At 72.7% G+C, this 16,884-nt stretch carries 18 protein-coding genes; 9 read left to right on the forward strand and 9 right to left on the reverse strand.

Annotated features, from left to right (window positions below):
• Positions 1-129: 129 nt before the first annotated feature.
• The 5 genes from ABZ865_RS38755 to ABZ865_RS38775 all read left to right on the forward strand — a co-directional run bounded on the left by ABZ865_RS38755 (position 130) and on the right by ABZ865_RS38775 (position 6,425).
• The gene (locus ABZ865_RS38755) at positions 130-2,133 is read left to right on the forward strand and encodes an Ig-like domain repeat protein (RefSeq protein WP_361241145.1); all 2,004 of its coding nucleotides are present in this window, start codon (positions 130-132) and stop codon (positions 2,131-2,133) included.
• Positions 2,134-2,222: 89 nt separating this feature from the next.
• Positions 2,223-3,131: a sortase gene (locus ABZ865_RS38760; RefSeq protein WP_361241148.1), complete on the forward strand. Its 909-nt coding sequence runs from the start codon at positions 2,223-2,225 to the stop codon at positions 3,129-3,131.
• Positions 3,132-3,165: 34 nt separating this feature from the next.
• Positions 3,166-4,026 carry a phosphate ABC transporter ATP-binding protein PstB gene (pstB, locus tag ABZ865_RS38765; RefSeq protein ID WP_361241151.1) on the forward strand — a complete coding sequence of 287 codons (861 nt, stop codon included), beginning with the start codon at positions 3,166-3,168 and terminating at the stop codon, positions 4,024-4,026.
• A gap of 195 nt (positions 4,027-4,221) precedes the next feature.
• A complete protein-coding gene (locus tag ABZ865_RS38770) occupies positions 4,222-4,512 on the forward strand; it encodes a hypothetical protein (protein WP_361241154.1) in 291 nt (96 codons plus the stop codon).
• A 98-nt stretch (positions 4,513-4,610) separates the two neighbouring features.
• Positions 4,611-6,425, forward strand: coding sequence for a phosphatidylglycerol lysyltransferase domain-containing protein (locus tag ABZ865_RS38775; RefSeq protein WP_361241158.1), 1,815 nt, complete (start codon positions 4,611-4,613; stop codon positions 6,423-6,425).
• 520 nt (positions 6,426-6,945) lie between these two features.
• On the opposite strand, the gene ABZ865_RS38780 is transcribed toward ABZ865_RS38775, so the two are convergent.
• The 5 genes from ABZ865_RS38780 to ABZ865_RS38800 all read right to left on the reverse strand — a co-directional run bounded on the left by ABZ865_RS38780 (position 6,946) and on the right by ABZ865_RS38800 (position 12,451).
• Positions 6,946-8,358, reverse strand: a complete 1,413-nt coding sequence (locus ABZ865_RS38780) for a HAMP domain-containing sensor histidine kinase (RefSeq protein ID WP_361241161.1) — start codon at positions 8,356-8,358, stop codon at positions 6,946-6,948.
• Positions 8,358-9,134: a response regulator transcription factor gene (locus ABZ865_RS38785; protein WP_361241164.1), complete on the reverse strand. Its 777-nt coding sequence runs from the start codon at positions 9,132-9,134 to the stop codon at positions 8,358-8,360. The genes ABZ865_RS38780 and ABZ865_RS38785 overlap by 1 nt, the downstream gene beginning before the upstream one ends.
• Before the next feature lie 117 nt (positions 9,135-9,251).
• The gene (locus ABZ865_RS38790; RefSeq protein ID WP_361241167.1) at positions 9,252-9,908 is read right to left on the reverse strand and encodes an FMN reductase; all 657 of its coding nucleotides are present in this window, start codon (positions 9,906-9,908) and stop codon (positions 9,252-9,254) included.
• Positions 9,905-11,008, reverse strand: coding sequence for an LLM class flavin-dependent oxidoreductase (locus ABZ865_RS38795; RefSeq protein WP_361241170.1), 1,104 nt, complete (start codon positions 11,006-11,008; stop codon positions 9,905-9,907). The genes ABZ865_RS38790 and ABZ865_RS38795 overlap by 4 nt, the downstream gene beginning before the upstream one ends.
• 543 nt (positions 11,009-11,551) lie before the next feature.
• Positions 11,552-12,451 (reverse strand): NADP-dependent oxidoreductase, encoded by a 900-nt coding sequence (locus tag ABZ865_RS38800; RefSeq protein ID WP_361241173.1) that lies wholly within the window; start codon positions 12,449-12,451, stop codon positions 11,552-11,554.
• 134 nt (positions 12,452-12,585) lie between these two features.
• Between ABZ865_RS38800 and ABZ865_RS38805 the strand changes: the two genes are divergently transcribed.
• Complete coding sequence (locus tag ABZ865_RS38805) at positions 12,586-13,008, forward strand: helix-turn-helix domain-containing protein (protein WP_361241176.1); 423 nt, start codon at positions 12,586-12,588, stop codon at positions 13,006-13,008.
• On the opposite strand, the gene ABZ865_RS38810 is transcribed toward ABZ865_RS38805, so the two are convergent.
• Both ABZ865_RS38810 and ABZ865_RS38815 read right to left on the reverse strand, forming a co-directional pair.
• Positions 13,005-13,484 carry a MarR family winged helix-turn-helix transcriptional regulator gene (locus ABZ865_RS38810; RefSeq protein ID WP_361241179.1) on the reverse strand — a complete coding sequence of 160 codons (480 nt, stop codon included), beginning with the start codon at positions 13,482-13,484 and terminating at the stop codon, positions 13,005-13,007. The genes ABZ865_RS38805 and ABZ865_RS38810 overlap by 4 nt on opposite strands.
• A 112-nt stretch (positions 13,485-13,596) precedes the next feature.
• Positions 13,597-13,944: a hypothetical protein gene (locus tag ABZ865_RS38815; protein WP_361241182.1), complete on the reverse strand. Its 348-nt coding sequence runs from the start codon at positions 13,942-13,944 to the stop codon at positions 13,597-13,599.
• Positions 13,945-14,246: 302 nt separating this feature from the next.
• On the opposite strand from ABZ865_RS38815, the gene ABZ865_RS38820 reads away from it, so the two are divergent.
• From ABZ865_RS38820 to ABZ865_RS38830, 3 genes are read left to right on the forward strand one after another with little or no spacing between them, the layout of a single operon-like run.
• A complete protein-coding gene (locus ABZ865_RS38820) occupies positions 14,247-14,585 on the forward strand; it encodes a YnfA family protein (RefSeq protein ID WP_361241185.1) in 339 nt (112 codons plus the stop codon).
• Positions 14,586-14,635: 50 nt separating this feature from the next.
• Positions 14,636-15,412: an SDR family NAD(P)-dependent oxidoreductase gene (locus ABZ865_RS38825; RefSeq protein WP_361241187.1), complete on the forward strand. Its 777-nt coding sequence runs from the start codon at positions 14,636-14,638 to the stop codon at positions 15,410-15,412.
• Positions 15,412-15,594, forward strand: coding sequence for a hypothetical protein (locus ABZ865_RS38830; RefSeq protein WP_361241190.1), 183 nt, complete (start codon positions 15,412-15,414; stop codon positions 15,592-15,594). Before ABZ865_RS38825 ends, ABZ865_RS38830 begins: the two co-directional genes overlap by 1 nt.
• Before the next feature lie 18 nt (positions 15,595-15,612).
• Here ABZ865_RS38830 and ABZ865_RS38835 read toward each other — a convergent pair whose 3' ends face one another.
• Together ABZ865_RS38835 and ABZ865_RS38840 are read right to left on the reverse strand one after the other, a co-directional pair.
• Positions 15,613-16,251 (reverse strand): hypothetical protein, encoded by a 639-nt coding sequence (locus tag ABZ865_RS38835; RefSeq protein ID WP_361241192.1) that lies wholly within the window; start codon positions 16,249-16,251, stop codon positions 15,613-15,615.
• Positions 16,248-16,811, reverse strand: a complete 564-nt coding sequence (locus ABZ865_RS38840) for a SigE family RNA polymerase sigma factor (protein WP_361241195.1) — start codon at positions 16,809-16,811, stop codon at positions 16,248-16,250. Before ABZ865_RS38840 ends, ABZ865_RS38835 begins: the two co-directional genes overlap by 4 nt.
• Positions 16,812-16,884 lie beyond the last annotated feature (73 nt).

Here is a 16,884-nt window from a genome sequence, read left to right on the forward strand (position 1 = left end):
ACCGGGGGCACCTGCCGGTGCTCCCCCACAGACGGCCGCCCGCCCCGAAAGGCAGTCGGGGCGGACGGCCCGTACCACCCTGCCAGATCCCTCTCCCGCACCCGACGCACTACCGTCAGGAGACTCTCGATGCGCAGAACGCGCGCAACGGCGGCGCTCGTCGCCGCCGCCGCGGTGGCCGGCGGCCTTGCTCTGGCAAGCCCGGCCCAGGCCGACCCCACCCCGACCGGCACCTTCCGCAAGCTGGTCGGTGTGGGCTCGGACACCACCCAGGACGTGCTCAACGCCCTCGCCGGTGACACCGTCAACGGCAAGAGCTACGCCGGCACCGCCGTGAAGTCCGTGAGCGGCGCGGGCGTCGCCTCGTACGACGCGATCGAGCCCGGCACCGGCTCGACCACGTCGAAGATCACCACCCGCTCGGGCGGCCCCGAGTTCCTGCGCCCGAACGGCTCCGGCGCGGGCCGCAAGGCCCTGACCGCGTCGCTGACCGGCGACAAGTGGGCCGACTCCAACGGCGTCGCCATCAAGGGCCAGGTCGACTTCGCCCGCTCCTCCGGCGGCCCCAGCACCTCCGGCACCGCGCTCACCTACATCCCGTTCGCGCGGGACGCGGTCGGCGTGGCGGTGCGCGGCGGCTCGGCCCTGGACAAGCTGACGCCGGCGCAGCTGCACGACGTGTACAAGGCCGGTTCCGACCACATGGTGAACGGCGTCGTCGTGCACCCGCGCATCCCGCAGGCCAACTCCGGCACCCGCAAGTTCTTCCTGAACGCGATCGGCCTGAACGACAGCGATGTCGACCCGACCATCCCGGCCGTCCAGGAGAACCAGGCCGACACCGCGCTCCCCGAGGACAACTCCCTCGTCCCGTTCTCGGTCGGCAGCTGGATCGCCCAGAACAACGGCGTCGCCCCCGACTACAGCAAGGACGCGGCGGCGGCCGGCGCCCACCTCGCGGCCGTGCAGCTGCCCGGCGACGCCGGCGCCACCACCCCCGTGGCGACGGTGAACGGCAAGCTCGCCCCGGTCGGCTACTACTACGAGAACGCCACCTTCGGCCGCGACGTCTACAACGTCGTGCCGTCCCGGGCGATCGACCCGACCAGCATCTTCTTCGACAAGGACCTCTACGACGTCTTCGTCACCAGCGGCACCCACACCGCCGCGCTGGCGTCCGACGCCGCCGAGGGCGTCATCGCCGACTTCGGCTTCGTCAACGAGCCGTACAACGGCTCCATCAGCGTGGCCAAGCACGCCAAGCTGGGCGGCCTGGAGGGCTCGTCCGCCGACAACGCCACGCCCGCCGCGCCCACCGCGCTGAAGGCCACCCGGGGCGACGCGAGCCTCAAGCTGGCCTGGACCGCCCCGGCCCAGACGGCTCTGCCGCTCACCGACTACCGGCTCACGCTGACCCGTTCGGACGGCGCCGTCGTGGCCGTCAAGGACGTGCCGGCCGGCACCACCTCGTACACCTTCACGAACCTGGCCGTCGGCAGCTACACCGCCTCGGTCGCCGCCGCCAACCTCAACGGCCAGGGCACCCCGGCCACCGTGTCCGCGTCGGTCAAGTTCAAGAGCACCACCACCGCGACCACCGCGACCACCGCGTACGGCAAGACCCCGAAGGTCGCCGTCACCGTCACCGGTTCGCACGGCGTGACCCCCACCGGCAAGGTCACGGTGAAGGAGGGCTCCACGATCCTCGGCACCGGCACCCTGGACGCCTCCGGCAAGGTCAGCATCGGCCTGTCTAACCACCTCAAGGTCGCCACGCACACGCTGTCCGTCTCCTACGGCGGCAGCGCCAAGCTGTACACGTCCTCGGCCACGGTCTCCCTGAAGATCACCAAGGCCACGCCGTCCGTCAGCACCACCGCGCCGTCCACCGTCAGCCACACCAGCCACGCCAAGGTCACCGTGAAGGTCTCCGCGACCGGCACGACCCCGACCGGCACGGTGCGCATCTACGAGGGCACCACCCTGCGCGCCAGCGGCACGCTGAGCGGCGGCCAGGTGACCATCACCCTGCCCCTGCTGAGCCGTGGTTCGCACACCCTGCACGCGTACTACGCGGGCTCCTCGACGGTGTACGCGAAGACCGGCGCCAACTTCACCATCAAGTCCACCTGACCCCCGTGGCTGCCGGGGAGACGAGCCCCGTCTCCCCGGCGGGCCCTCACCACGAAACCCTCTACGACCATCGAAGGAGGCGGGCCGCCGTGACCGTCGCCGTACCGACCACGCTCGCACCGGCCGCGTCGCGCATCCGCGTCCGCGGCGTCAGCGCCGTCCGCCACCTGGCCCGCGGCGGCCTGCTCAGCCTCGCCGCGCTGCTGCTCGGCATCACCGCCCAGCTGCTGCTCGTCAGCGGCATCCAGCAGCACAGCGCGCAGCACACCGCGTTCGACGAGCTGCGCGCCCAGCTCGCCCTGGGCACCGCCCCGGTCGCCCAGACCGGCCCGGAGGGCAAGCTGCTCGCGCCGGGCACCCCGGTCGCGCTCATCGACGTACCAGCCCTCGGCCTGAGCCAGGTCGTGCTGGAGGGCACCGACTCGTCCGTCATGACCGACGGCCCCGGTCACCGCCGGGACACCCCGCTGCCCGGACAGGCCGGCACCAGCGTCCTGATGGGCCGGGCGGCCGCGTACGGCGCCCCGTTCGGGCACCTGTCCGACCTCGGCGCGGGCGACACCTTCACCGTGACCACCGGCCAGGGCAAGGCCACGTACCAGGTCATCGACGTACGACGGGCCGGTGACCCGGCGCCCGCGCCGCAGCCCGCGGGCAAGGGCCGGCTGGTGCTGGTCACCGCGACCGGCCCGCGCTTCATGCCCTCCGGTGTCCTGCGCGTGGACGCCGACCTCATCTCCGCGCCCTTCCAGACCCCGGCGCCGGTCATCCGCGCCGGCACCCTGCCGGAGTCCGAGGAGCCGCTGGCCCGCCCCTCCGGGGTGCCGTGGCCGCTGGTGCTGTGGATGCAGGCGCTGCTCCTCGCGGCCGTCGCCGCGGTGTGGGCGTGGCACCGCTGGGGCCGCCACCAGACGTGGATCGTCTTCGCGCCGGTCGTCGCCGTGCTGGGCCTCCAGGTCGCCACGCGCACCACCGAGCTGCTCCCGAACCTGCTGTAACCCGTTCCGACCCGGCCGACGCGAGGTGCCCACCATGACCGAGACCGCGACCGACACCGCGACCGACACCGTGACCGACACTGTCGTCCTGCCCGTCGCGAGCGCCGTCCCCGGCGCCGCGCCCGCCACCCTGGAGGCCCGCGCGGTCTCCGCCTGGTTCGGCGGCCACCAGGTGCTCAGCCGGGTCTCGCTGACCATGCCCGCGGGCCGGGTGACGGCCCTGATCGGCCCCTCCGGCTGCGGCAAGTCGACCTTCCTGCGCACCCTCAACCGCATGCACGAGCTGATCCCCGGCGCGGCCTTCGGCGGCGAGGTGCTCTTCGAGGGCGAGGACATCTACGCCCCCGAGCGCCGGCTGACCGACGCCCGCCGGAAGATCGGCATGGTCTTCCAGAAGCCCAACCCGTTCCCCGCGATGTCGATCTACGACAACGTGGTGGCGGGCCTGAAGCTGACCGGCACCCGGGCGGGCCGCCGCGAGAAGGACCAGCTGGTGGAGGAGTCGCTGACCCGCGCCGGCCTGTGGAAGGAGGTCCGCGACCGGCTGCGCCAGCCCGGCGGCGCGCTCTCCGGCGGCCAGCAGCAGCGCCTGTGCATCGCCCGCGCCCTGGCGGTACGGCCCCGCGTGCTCCTCATGGACGAGCCGTGCTCGGCGCTCGACCCGACGTCGACCCGCCGGGTCGAGGAGACCATCCACGAGCTCGCCGGCCAGGTCACGATCGTCATCGTCACCCACAACATGCAGCAGGCGGCCCGCGTCTCCGACCAGTGCGCCTTCTTCCTCGCCGAGCAGGGCACCCCCGGCGGCATCGTCGAGTACGGCCCCACCGAGCGGGTCTTCAACGCCCCCGCGGACCAGCGCACGGCGGACTATGTGGCGGGCCGCTTCGGCTGAGGCACGTCCGGGCCCGCGCGCGTCCCCCGGCCCGTCCTCCAGCGCGTCCCGCACGACCGCCTCCGCGCCTCGGCCATCATGGAAGCGGGCCGCGCCCACGTCCACGCTCACGTCCAGCCAGGTCGGCCCCGCGAGACCCTACGTACTGTAGGGTCCCAACCACCCTAGGCCACACGCGAGTTCGACGGGGGACAGATGCAGGACACGAACACGGGAACGGCGGAGCCGGGCCCGGCGACGGACGTCGACGTGCGCAGTCTCACCCCCACGCTGGCCCTGCTGGCCGTCAGCCTGATCATCGCCGCCATCGGCGTGTACGAGCTGTGCGGCTTCGGGCTGCGCGCGCTCGACCGGCGCCCGCACCTGTTCGGCGACGGTCTCGCGGTCGGCGGGGTGATCGTCGCCGCGGTCGCGGCCGGTGCGGCGGTCGGCAACCTGGCATGGATACTGGCGGCGGCCCGGCGCGGCACCGAGCGCTCCGGATGAGACCCTGTACGGCGGCTGTACGCACACCCATATGCGCGGCACCTTACAAGCTGTAGGGTCTGCCTAGTCCCGTCCCCTCCTCCAAGGTGCTCGTCGCCATGCCCGCTCGAGGCTCGACCCTGATCTCCCCACAGGTTCGCACCCCACGCAAGCCCCGCCCCCAGATCCCCTTCCCGACGGCCGACACCGGCCGGCTGCGGAAACGGGCGGCGGCGGCCACCGTCTGGTACCTGCGCCTGATGGTCGTACTCAACACCGTCGCGGTGCTCTCACTGCCGTTCCGCGAGGAGGTGCACGAGCACAACGCGGGCGGTTACTTCACCCCGTACCTGGCCACCGCCGGCCTGATCTCGGCGGCGCTCGCGCTGTTCCTCGCGGTGGTGATGCGCCGCCGCAAGCGCGCCGCCTGGGTCTTCAACCTGCTGCTCGCCGGCCCCCTGTTCTGCCTCTACGCCCTCGCCCTGACCCGCGACTCCTACGGCGCGCACGCGTTCAACTGGCTCTCCGCCGCGCTCACCGGCCTGTTCGTCGTGGCCCTGCTGCTCGGCCGGCGCGAGTTCGACGCCATCGGCGACCGCTCCAACCCGCGCCTCGCGCTCGCCGTCGGCGTGGGCGGCTCGCTGGTCAGCGCCATGCTCGGCACTCTCCTCGTGCACGCGACGAACAAACTCCCCGGCGCCGGCATCAAGGACGAGATCGCCTACACCCTGCTGCGCGGCATCAGCGTCGGCCCGCTCGCCGACCGGGTGGGCGCCGTCGACGCCCCGCGCTGGACGGACGTGATCGTCAACATCCTGATCGCCGCGACCTTCGTCCTGGTCCTCTACGCCTGCTTCCGCGCCCCGCGCGGCGAGTCCCTGCTCTCCGACGACGACGAGCAGCGGCTGCGCGCCCTCCTCGACCGGCACGGCGAGCGCGACTCACTCGGCTACTTCGCCCTGCGCCGGGACAAGGCCGTCACGTTCTCCCCCAGCGGCAAGGCGGCCATCACCTACCGCGTCGTCAGCGGGGTCAGCCTGGCCTCCGGCGACCCGATCGGCGACCCCGAGGCCTGGCCCGGCGCCATCGACGCCTGGCTGGCCGAGGCCCGCCGCCACGCCTGGACGCCCGCCGTCATGGGCGCGAGCGAGGAGGCGGGCACGATCTACGCCCGGCACGGCCTGGACGCGCTGGAACTGGGCGACGAGGCGATCGTCGACCTCGCCGACTTCACCCTGGAGGGCCGGGCCATGCGCGTCGTCCGCCAGGCCCACAACCGCGTCCGCCGCGCCGGCTACACGGTCCGCATCCGCCGCCACGAGGACATCCCCGAGGACGAGATGGCCCTCCTCGTCGACCGCGCCGACCACTGGCGCGACGGCGCCACCGAGCGCGGCTTCTCCATGGCCCTGGGCCGCCTCGGCGACCCGGCGGACGGCCGCTGCGTGATGCTGGAGTGCCGCGACGCGGACGACGTCCCCCGGGCCCTGCTCAGCTTCGTCCCCTGGGGCGAGCACGGCCTCTCCCTCGACCTGATGCGCCGCGACCGCGCCTGCGAGAACGGCCTGATGGAGTACATGGTCGTGGAACTCCTGCTCCACGCCTCGGAGTTGAACGTACGCCGGGTCTCCCTGAACTTCGCCATGTTCCGCTCGGTGTTCGAGCGGGGCTCCCGCCTGGGCGCCGGCCCGGTCCTGCGCCTCTGGCGCTCGATCCTCACCTTCTTCTCACGCTGGTGGCAGATCGAGTCCCTCTACCGGGCCAACGCCAAGTACCGCCCGGTCTGGGAACCCCGCTTCCTCCTCTTCGCGAAGACCAGCGACATCCCCCGCATCGGCCTCGCCAGCGCCCGGGCCGAAGGCTTCCTCACCACCCCCACCCTCCCCCACCGCACCCCCCACCCCACCTCCCCCCTGCATCCCACATCCCGCTAGGCGGTGTTGGGCAGAAGTCGGTGATCCGGCTGGTCGGCTGTCCCAGGTACGAGCAGACGGCCAGCCGCCCCCGACGGCCGCGAGCCTGCGACGGCGAGCACCTCCGCGGGGGCTACCCGCGCCCGACGGGACCGCAAGCCGCAGACGGTGCGAGCCCCCCCCACAAGGGCCACCCCCGCACCCGACGGGACCGCAAGCCGCAGACGGTGCGAGCCCCCCCACAAGGGCCACCCCCGCACCCGACGGGGCCGCGAGCCGCTGACGATGAGGACGCCCCACAGGGGCCACCCGCAGCCGACGACGAAAGTGGTAGGTGCGGGTGGGAACCCCGGATGGTCGGCCCCGTCACGGGCGGCAGGCGGCCAACCAGCCCCGACGGCCGCAAGCCGCCGACGGCGAACACCCCCACAGGGGCCACCCGCAGTCGACGACGAAAGTGGTACGGGTGGTGCGGGTGGGAACGCCGCACCCGGCCGAAGGCCGGGTGCCCACCCACCACCGGGGACGGGCACCGCCCCGCTCAGCCCCCACCCACCGTGAATCCGATCACCGCCCCGCCACCCTCCCGCCGGTAGGCGAACGGCGCCCCACCATGCGCCATGGCCACCTCACGCACGATCGACAGCCCAAGCCCCGACCCCGGCAGCGACCGCGCGTCCGCGGCCCGGTAGAACCGGTCGAAGATCCGGATGAGATCGCCCTCGGCGATCCCCGGCCCCCGGTCCAGCACCTCCACCCGCACCGCCCCCGACCGCGCCGGCCCCGTCACGCTCACCTCGATCGGCGCCTTCCCGTCCCGGTCGAACTTCGCCGCGTTCTCGACCAGGTTGGAGACGGCCCGCTGCAACATCCCCGGCCGCCCCTCCGTACTCGTGTCACCGCTCGCCCGCAGCACGATCTCCCGCCCGGTGCGCCGCCGCGCCAGCCCCACCACGTCCTCCGCGATGTCGGCGACGTCCACCCGCTGCGGCGGCTCGGTGTCCGACTCGCCCGCCGCGAGGTCGACCAGCTCGTTGACGAGGTCGGTCAGCTCACGGGCCTCCTGGGTGAGGTCGGCGACCAGCTCGTCCCGCGTGTCCGGCGGCAGCTCGTCGATCCTCCGCAGCAGCGAGATGTTCGTACGCAGCGACGTCAGCGGCGTCCGCAGCTCGTGCCCGGCGTCCTGCACCAGCCGCCGCTGGTCCTCCTCCGACTGGGCGAGCCGCCCCAGCATGCGGTCGAAGGCCCGCCCGAGCCGGCCCACCTCGTCCAGCCCGGCGACCGGCACCTCGATGCCGAGCCGGCGGGTGCGGGCCACGTCCTCGGCGGCGGAGGTCAGGATCACCAGGCGCCGGGTGATCCGCCGGGCCAGCCACCACCCGAACAGCCCGGCCGCGACCACGACCGCCGCCATCAGGACGAACGTCCGCTGCTGAAGGGTGCGCAGCAGATCCTCGGTGTCGCTGAACTCCTGCGCCACCTGCACCGCGCCCTTGCCGCCCCCGAGCGAGACGGTGGCGACGCGGAACAGATCCTCGTCGACCCGGACGTCCTTGTGCTCGACCACCTTCCCGGCCGTCCGCGCCGTGGCCACCCCCCGGTCCCGGGCGGTGACGGGCAGCACCGGACTGCCGTGGTCGACGATCTGCCCCCGCGCGCCCAGCACCTGCACATCGGTGCGGGCGGGCCGGACCAGATCGTGGCCCGGCCGGGAGGAGGAGAAGTCCTCCGGGACCATCGCGTGCTGCCGCACCTCGTCCCGTACGTCCTGCACGACCTGCGTGAACACCGACTGCTGGTCGACCCGGAGCAGCCGCGCGGCCGAGCCGTACGACAGGATGCCGACGAGGATGGCCGCGGCGGCGGTGACGGCCGCGAAGGACACGGCGAAGGTGGTGCGCAGGGAGACCAGCTTGGGCCGGGACCAGGCCCGCGACCGCCGGAGGCGGCCCACTACTCCTCCCGCAGCACGTAACCCACGCCCCGGACGGTGTGGATCAGCTGGGGGGCGCCGGGCTCGTCCAGCTTGCGGCGCAGGTAGCCGACGTAGACGGCGAGGTTCTTGGAGCCGGGGCCGAAGTCGTAGCCCCAGATACGGTCGTAGATCGTCGAGTGGTCGAGCACGATCTCGGCGTTGCGCACCAGCAGCTCCAGCAGCTCGAACTCGGTGCGGGTCAGCTCCAGCTCGCGCGCGCCGCGCCAGGCCCGGCGGGCCTGCAGGTCCATACGGATCCCGGCGGCCTCCACCTGCCGGTCGGAGACCTGCACGTCTCGCCCGCCGTCACCGCCGGAGCCGGATCCGGAGCCGTTGCCCGTGCCGTTGCCCGCGCCGCCGCCCGTGCCGCCGCCGCCCGCGGGCACCGGGCTGGTGCGGCGCAGCAGGGCGCGCAGCCGCGCGAAGACCTCCTCGACGTCGAACGGCTTGACCACGTAGTCGTCGGCGCCGGCGTCCAGGCCCGCGATGCGGTCGGCGGTCTCCACGAGGGCGGTGAGCATGAGGATCGGGGTACGGTCGCCCTCGGCGCGCAGCACCCGGCAGACCTGGAGCCCGTCGATGCCCGGCATCATCACGTCGAGCACGAGCACGTCCGGCGGTGTCTTGTGGGCGTGGGCGAGTGCCTCGACACCGTCGGCGACCGCCGTGACCTCGTATCCCTCCAGAGTGAGGGCACGCTCCAGGGCGTGACGGATGGCGCGGTCGTCTTCGGCGAGCAGCACAGTCTGGGGCACGTCACCAGTCTGCCAAGGCCGCCGGTGGTTCGGCCGGGACGAGCGGGCCTACGATCACCCTTTTTACCGCCCTCTCACCGTCACACAGGCAACCGGGATCATGCCCCTACCGTCTTCTCACCCCGCGGGTCGCAGCGCGGCGAGCTGTTGCTCGAAAGGGACGACGGTGAAGTCGGCGGCGGCCTCGGCGCGGGCCGCCCGCTCCTCCTCGGACGTCTCGGACTCGTTCGCCCCGGACGGGCCCGGACGGGCGCCCGACAGCCCGGTCATCAGCCCGGCCAGTTCCCCGGCCGCCCGCTCGATCCGCTCCTGCAGCCCCGGCGCGCCCCAGTCCTCCGACGCGGCGTAGACACCGGTCGGGACGACCACGGCCCGCAGATAGGCGAACAGCGGACGCAGCGCGTGCTCCAGGACCAGCGAATGCCGTGCCGTACCGCCCGTCGCGGCGATCAGCACCGGCTTGCCCGCCAGCGCGTCCTTGTCCAGCACGTCGAAGAATGACTTGAACAATCCGCTGTACGACGCGGTGAACACCGGCGTGACGACGATCAGTCCGTCCGCCTCCGTCACCGCGTCCAGCGCCGCCGCCAGCGTCCGCCCGGGGAACCCGCTGGTGAAGTTCTGCGCGATCTCGACGGCGAGGTCGCGCAGCTCGACCACGTGGACGTCCACCGGGGCCGGCGCCTGCCGCTCCACGGCGGCCGCCAGCCGGTCGGCCAGCAGCCGGGTGGAGGACGGGACGCTCAGTCCCGCCGATACGACGACGAGCTTCATGCGGTGGTCGCCTCCTTCGCGTCCTTCGTGTCCTTCGCGGCGAGCAGGGACTGGTGGGTCGGCGCCTCCGGCACGTCCGCCGGACGGCCGTTCGCGAACTCCTTTCGCAGCACCGGCACGACCTCCTCGCCGAGCATGTCGAGCTGCTCCAGCACGGTCTTCAGCGGCAGCCCCGCGTGGTCCATCAGGAAAAGCTGGCGCTGGTAGTCACCGGCGTACTCCCGGAAGGACAGCGTCTTCTCGATCACCTGCTGCGGGGAGCCGACGGTGAGCGGGGTCTGCTCGGTGAACTCCTCCAGCGAGGGCCCGTGCCCGTAGACCGGCGCGTTGTCGAAGTACGGCCGGAACTCGCGCACCGCGTCCTGCGAGTTGCGGCGCATGAAGACCTGACCGCCCAGTCCGACGATCGCCTGCTCCGGGGTGCCGTGCCCGTAGTGCGCGAACCGCTTCCGGTAGAACTCGACCATCCGCTTGGTGTGGTCGGCCGGCCAGAAGATGTTGTTGTGGAAGAAGCCGTCGCCGTAGTAGGCGGCCTGCTCCGCGATCTCGGGCGAGCGGATCGACCCGTGCCAGACGAACGGCGGCACGTCGTCCATCGGCCGCGGCGTGGACGTGAAGCCCTGCAGCGGCGTGCGGAACTTGCCCTCCCAGTCGACGGCGTCCTCGCGCCACAGCCGGCGCAGCAGGGCGTAGTTCTCGATCGCGAGGTTGATGCCTTCCCGGATGTCCTGCCCGAACCAGGGGTAGACCGGGCCGGTGTTGCCGCGGCCCATCATCAGGTCGACCCGCCCGTCGGCCAGGTGCTGGAGCATCGCGTAGTCCTCCGCGATCTTCACCGGGTCGTTGGTGGTGATCAGGGTCGTGGACGTGGAGAGGATCAGCTTCTCCGTCCGCGCGGCTATGTAGCCGAGCATCGTGGTCGGGGACGACGGCACGAACGGCGGGTTGTGGTGCTCACCGGTCGCGAAGACGTCCAGCCCGACCTCCTCCGCCTTCAGCGCGATGGCGACCATGGCCTTGATCCGCTCACGCTCGGTCGGCGTCCGGCCCGTGGTGGGGTCCGGTGTGACATCGCCGACGCTGAAGATCCCGAACTGCATGGCCGCCTCCAAGTTGTTGACTGTTCAACTATACCCCTCAAACGGCCCCCGCCCCCGCCCTATTCCCACCCCCCACCAACCCCCTGACGACCCGCACCCGACCGCCTGCGATCGCCACAGCCGACGACCCACCCCACCGACCGCACCCCCAACGGCCGACGCCCCATCCGCCGACCGCGCTCCCCACCCCAGACCACCCGCACCCGCCGACGGCGGCTCCGCCCCCAGAACCCCTGACGACCCGCACCCGACCGCCCGCGCTCGCCGCGGCCGACGATCCACCCCACCGACCGCACCCCCGACGACAGGCGACCCACCCCACCGACCGCACCCCCAACGGCCGACGACCCACCCCACCGACCGCGCCCTCAGCGGCCGACGCCCCATCCGCCGACCGCGCTCCCCACCCCAGACCACCCGCACCCGCCGACGGCGGCTCCGCCCCACAGGGGCCACCCGCACCCGACGACGAAAGTGGTACGGGTGGTGCGGGTGGGAACCCGATCCCGGCCGAAGGCCGGGCACTGAACCACCCCGCCACCCCTACGGCACCAGCACCAACCTCCCCCGCACCCCACCCTCCGCCATCCGCGCATGCGCCTTCCCGGCATCCTCCAGCGCGTACGTCTCAGCCACCCGCAGCCTCAGCACACCCTCCTCCACCAGCCGCACCAGCTCCCCGAGCCGCGCCCCGTCGGCCCGCACCTCCACCGCCCCGGTCCGCACCCCCCACACCGACCCCGGCTGCCGCCCCGGCATCACACCGACGTACGCACCCCCGTCCCGCACCCACTCCAGCGCCCGCTCACCGAGCACCGCCGCGTCCAGCACCGCGTCCACCGCACCCGGCGCCACCCCCTCGGCCCCCTCGGCCGTGAAGCGCGCGGCCCCCAGCGACCGCACCAGCTCCTCGTCACCGGCCCGCGCCAGCCCCGTCACCGTGATCCCCCGGTGCGCGGCCAGCGCCACCGCGAACCCGCCGACCGCCCCCGCCGCACCGGTCACCAGCAGCGACGCCCCCGGCGCCAGATCCAGCAGGTCCAGCGCCTGCGCGGCGGTCAGGGCGTTCAGCGGCAACGTGCCCGCGTGCACCGCGTCCACCGTCTCCGGCGCCTTGGCCACCGCGCCCGCGTCCACGACGACGTACTCGGCGTGCGCCCCCAGCGGCTCGGCCACCCCCGGCACCAGCGCGACCACCTCGTCACCGACCTGCCAGGCCGCGGCCACGCCCACCGCGTCCACCGTCCCGGCGACGTCCCAGCCGAGCCCGAGCGTCTTGCCCGCACCGCCGAAGAAGCCGGCCCGCACGGCCGCGTCCACCGGGTTCAGCGCACCGGCCGCCACCTTGATCCGCACCTGCCCGGCCCCCGGCTCCGGCACGGCCACGTCCACGATCTCCACGGCCTCCGGACCACCGAACGCCGTCACCACAGCAGCACGCATGTCAACTCTCCTACAAATAAGCCCAATTGATGGATTTCATGTCGGTTTCCCGACCACTGCGTCCACCGTAGGAGAGCTACTATCTATCCGTAAGTAGTTACCTCAGAGTGCGTAGGTGTCCCCGAGGAGAGCCCATGGCGACCATGACCGCGGCCCAGCGACGCGAGCAGGCCCGTATCGAGTACGACGCCTTCCTGCGCGAATGCCCCACCAACCAGCTCCTCGGCCGGCTCAGCGACAAGTGGGTCAGCCTCGTCGTCGCCGCGCTGGCCTCCGGCCCCATGCGCTACAGCGACATCGGCCGCAAGGTCGCCGGCGTCAGCCCCAAGATGCTCACCCAGACCCTGCGCAGCGTGGAACGCGACGGCATCGTCTCCCGCACGGTCACCCCGTCCGTCCCGGTCCGGGTCGACTACGAACTCACCCCGCTCGGGCACAGCCTGGCCGCCCTGCTCACCGCGGTGAAGACCTGGGCCGAGACCCACTTCGAAGAGGTCCGGGACGCCCGCGAACGCTACGACGCGGAGAACCCCGAACAGAACCGCTCGGGGGACTAGACCCGGCCCTCCCGCAGCCGCGCGATCTGCTCCCCGCCGAACTCCACCGTCCGCTCCATGTGCCGGACGATCACCGCCAGCTCGGTGTCGTCCAGCTCGTCGAAGATCCTCGACCAGTCACCGGCCAGGCCCTCCCACATCCGCCCGAACTCGGCGATCTTCTCCGGCACGGTCACCACCAGCACCCGCCGCCGGTCCCTCTCGTCCCGCCGCCGCACGACGTACCCGGCCCGCTCCAGCCGGTCCACCAGCCGGGTCGCCGACCCCGTCGTCAGCCCCGTCAGCTCCGCGACCCGGCCCGTCGTCACCGGCTCCCGCTCCAGCGTGAGCAGGTTCAGGCACTGCAGATCCGTGGGGTGCAGCCCGATCCGGTCGGCGACGGCCTGGTTGAACAGGGCGTACGAGGCCATGTACCGGCGGGACACCACGTTCAGCTCTGCCAGCAGCCTGGACCGCGCGGTCCCGTTCCCGGCCATGCCGCACTCCCTTTCGTCTGCGCGATGCAGAGATCGTACGACGCCGGTACCGCCGCCCCACCGGACGGAAGCCCCACTACACGGACCCACCGGACGGACCCCGCCGGACGGATCAGAAGGAGTACGCGTCCCCGGTGTCCAGCACCAGCACCTTCTGCTGGTCGTTCGAGCGGTCCGTGTCCTCCACGCCCCCGCCCCACGCGGTGTCCACCTCCAGCGTCACCTCCGCCGGCCGCTCCCGCAGCCACACCGCCATCTGGAGCTCCTGCCCCACCTCACCCACGGCCAGCGCCCCCGTCCCGCACACCACGGACCGCTCGTCCGTCCGCGCGCACCCCTCCGGCAGCAGCTGCCGCTCGGCCAACGGCACCGACCAGCGCAGCAGCACACTCGCGTCCGGCACGGCCATGGGCCCGTTGTTGCGCGGGGTGAGCCGGACCTGCACCTGATCCCCGTTCATCACCGCGCTCCCGTGGAACGCGAGGTCGGCTTGCGGACCCGAGTCCGCCCGCGCCGCACCCCCCACCCCCAGAACGGCCCCCGCGCACGCACCCACCAACGCCCAGGCCCTCATTCGCACACCACTCGCCATTCCACGCCTCCGATCCCGTATATGCCGTAAATACCGCATATACCGAATGTGCCGTACGGATGTATGCCACGCGAGCCGCCCCCCAGGCGCCCTCCAACAGGTGACACCCCCCATCTGCACGCCGCTGTCCCCCGATCCGCCCCCGAATCCCCGCATGCGAAGCTGCCCCCATGTCGATCCTCCGATCCGCCGCCCTCTTCGTCGTCGCCGCGCTCTTCGAGATCGGTGGCGCCTGGCTGATCTGGCAGGGCGTACGCGAACACCGGGGTTGGCTGTGGACGGCCGGCGGGGTCCTCTCCCTCGGCGCGTACGGATTCGTCGCCACCTTCCAGCCGGACGCCCACTTCGGCCGCATCCTCGCCGCGTACGGCGGGATCTTCGTCGCCGGCTCGATCCTGTGGGGCGTGATCGCCGACGGGTTCCGTCCCGACCGCTGGGACATCATCGGAGCCGTGATCTGCCTCGCGGGAATGGCCGTGATCATGTGGGTGCCGAGGAACGGCGGCTGACCCTCGCCTACGCTGGAGGAGCGCCCACCCCTCTCGTCCTGGAGCAGCCCATGGCCACCGCCGTCCCGCCCGCCGCCTCCCGTATCGCCGTCGTCACGGGTGCGAGCAGCGGCATCGGCGCCGCCACGGCCCGGCAGCTCGCCGCGGCCGGCTACCGCGTCGTCCTCACCGCCCGCCGCCAGGACCGTATCGAGGCGCTGGCGAAGGAGATCAACGCGGCGGGCCACTCCGCCACGGCCTACCAGCTGGACGTGACCGACCGCGCGGCGGTGGACGAGTTCGCGACGGCCTTCGACACGATCGGCGTCCTGGTCAACAACGCCGGCGGAGCCCTCGGCGCCGACCCGGTGGCCTCCGGCGACCCGGCCCACTGGCGCACGATGTACGAGACGAACGTCATCGGCACCCTCAACCTCACCCAGGCCCTCCTCCCCAAGCTGGAGGCGAGCGGCGACGGCGTGGTGGTCGTGGTGTCCTCCACCGCCGGCCACGGCACCTACGAGGGCGGCGCGGGCTATGTCGCCGCCAAGCACGGCGCCCACGTCCTCGCCGAGACCCTCCGCCTGGAGATCGTCGGCACGCCCGTCCGCGTCGTCGAGATCGCCCCCGGCATGGTGAAGACGGAGGAGTTCGCCCTGACCCGGTTCTCCGGCGACGAGACGAAGGCGGCCAAGGTCTACGAGGGCGTCGCCGAGCCCCTCACCGCGGACGACGTGGCGGAGACGATCACCTGGGCGGTCACCCGCCCCAGCCACGTCAACGTCGACCTCCTGGTCCTGCGCCCCCGCGCCCAGGCGTCCAACACCAAGGTGCACAGGGAGCAGTGATGTCCGACGAGTCCGCCGTCGACCGGACCCCCGAGCAACCCCTCGACCGGTCGCTCGAGAAGCGCCGCCTGGAACAGGAGAAGAAGGACGAACGCAAGGTCTGGTACTTCCTCGCGTACTTCCTCTTCGGCATCCACATCGTCGCCTTCGTCATGATCTACGCGGTCCGCCACGCGAAATGAGCCACCCTGCCTCCGGTGTCACAGGCGGGTGGTCAGCAGCAGGGAGCCATCGGCGGCGTAGACACGGATGGTGGGCTTGACGGAGGCGTGGCCGGGGGTGGACGTTTCCGCGCAGTAGGCGACCCAGCCCGGGGAGCCGGTCAGGGTGTACAACCGGGCCCGCACCGTCCGGGAGCCGACCTCCAGGGTGATCCTGGACGGTGCCTCCGGGCCGCGGTAGACCCCGGCCCAGACGGTGCCCGAGCCGGTGCCCCACGCCACGCCGCCGACGTGCCCGGCGGGCGTGTCCGCGACGAGGGCGGTGTCCGGTGCGGAGGCGGGATGACCGGCACCCGCCAGGAACACCCCCCGCCCGGTCAGCCACAGGGACGCGCCCGAGGGGGTCGTGACCTTCTCGCCGGACGCCACGACCTCGGCCTGCGCGGAGGTGCTCGCCGAGGCCGTGCTGCCAGGCCGGACGGGTGAGGTGTCACCGTGCGGGACGGCCAGGAGGCACACGGGGGCAAGAACCGTCGCGGCCACGGCCAGGCCGACGGCGCGACGGCGGCGCCGCAGGGCGCGTCCCTGTCGGACCACCGCGGCCACGGGAGGTGGACCGACCGAGATCCGGGAGGCGGCCTGACGCAGCGCCTGGGCCAAGGCGTCGTCGGTGTTCATCGGCCGTCCTTTGCTGTCGAGCGAATGGGTGCGCAAGGCGCGAGCGGGGCGGCGGCGGTGCGGCCGGTCAGCTCGGCCAGCAAGCCATCCTGGCGCAGCTTGGCCAGGGCGCGGGAGAGCTGGCTGCGCACCGTGCTCTCCCTGGTCCCCAGCGCTTTCGCCGCCTGGGCGTGGGTCATGTCTTCGAAGAAGTGCAGTACCACCGCCGTACGCTGTCGGGACGGCAGCTGTCCCAATGCCTGCACCAGGGCCTCGCGTTGGTCCCTTGACGTCTCGGGGGAGGGCGCCGCGGTGTCGGGCAGGTGCGCGGTGAGCCATTCGCGGACCCGGCTGCGGCGGAACTGGTCCGCGTGGCAGCGGATCATGATCTGGCGCACGTAGGCGGCCGGATCGTTGCTGTCGCGCACTCGGTGCCACTTCACGAAGGCTCTGGCCAGCGCGGTTTGCGCGAGGTCCTCGGCACTGTGGTGGCCCCCGGTGAGCAGATAGGCGGTGCGGACCAGGGCCGACCAGCGGGCGGCCATGAAGTCCTGGAACTCGTCGTCGATGGTGCTGGTCACTTGGTCCTTGCCCGAAGTCGGCGTACAGCCCAGCAAGCGGGCGGCCGCCGCCCGGGGGGCGGCGGCCGCTTGT

The organism is Streptomyces sp. NPDC047085 (genome assembly GCF_040643735.1).
Classification (GTDB): domain Bacteria; phylum Actinomycetota; class Actinomycetes; order Streptomycetales; family Streptomycetaceae; genus Streptomyces.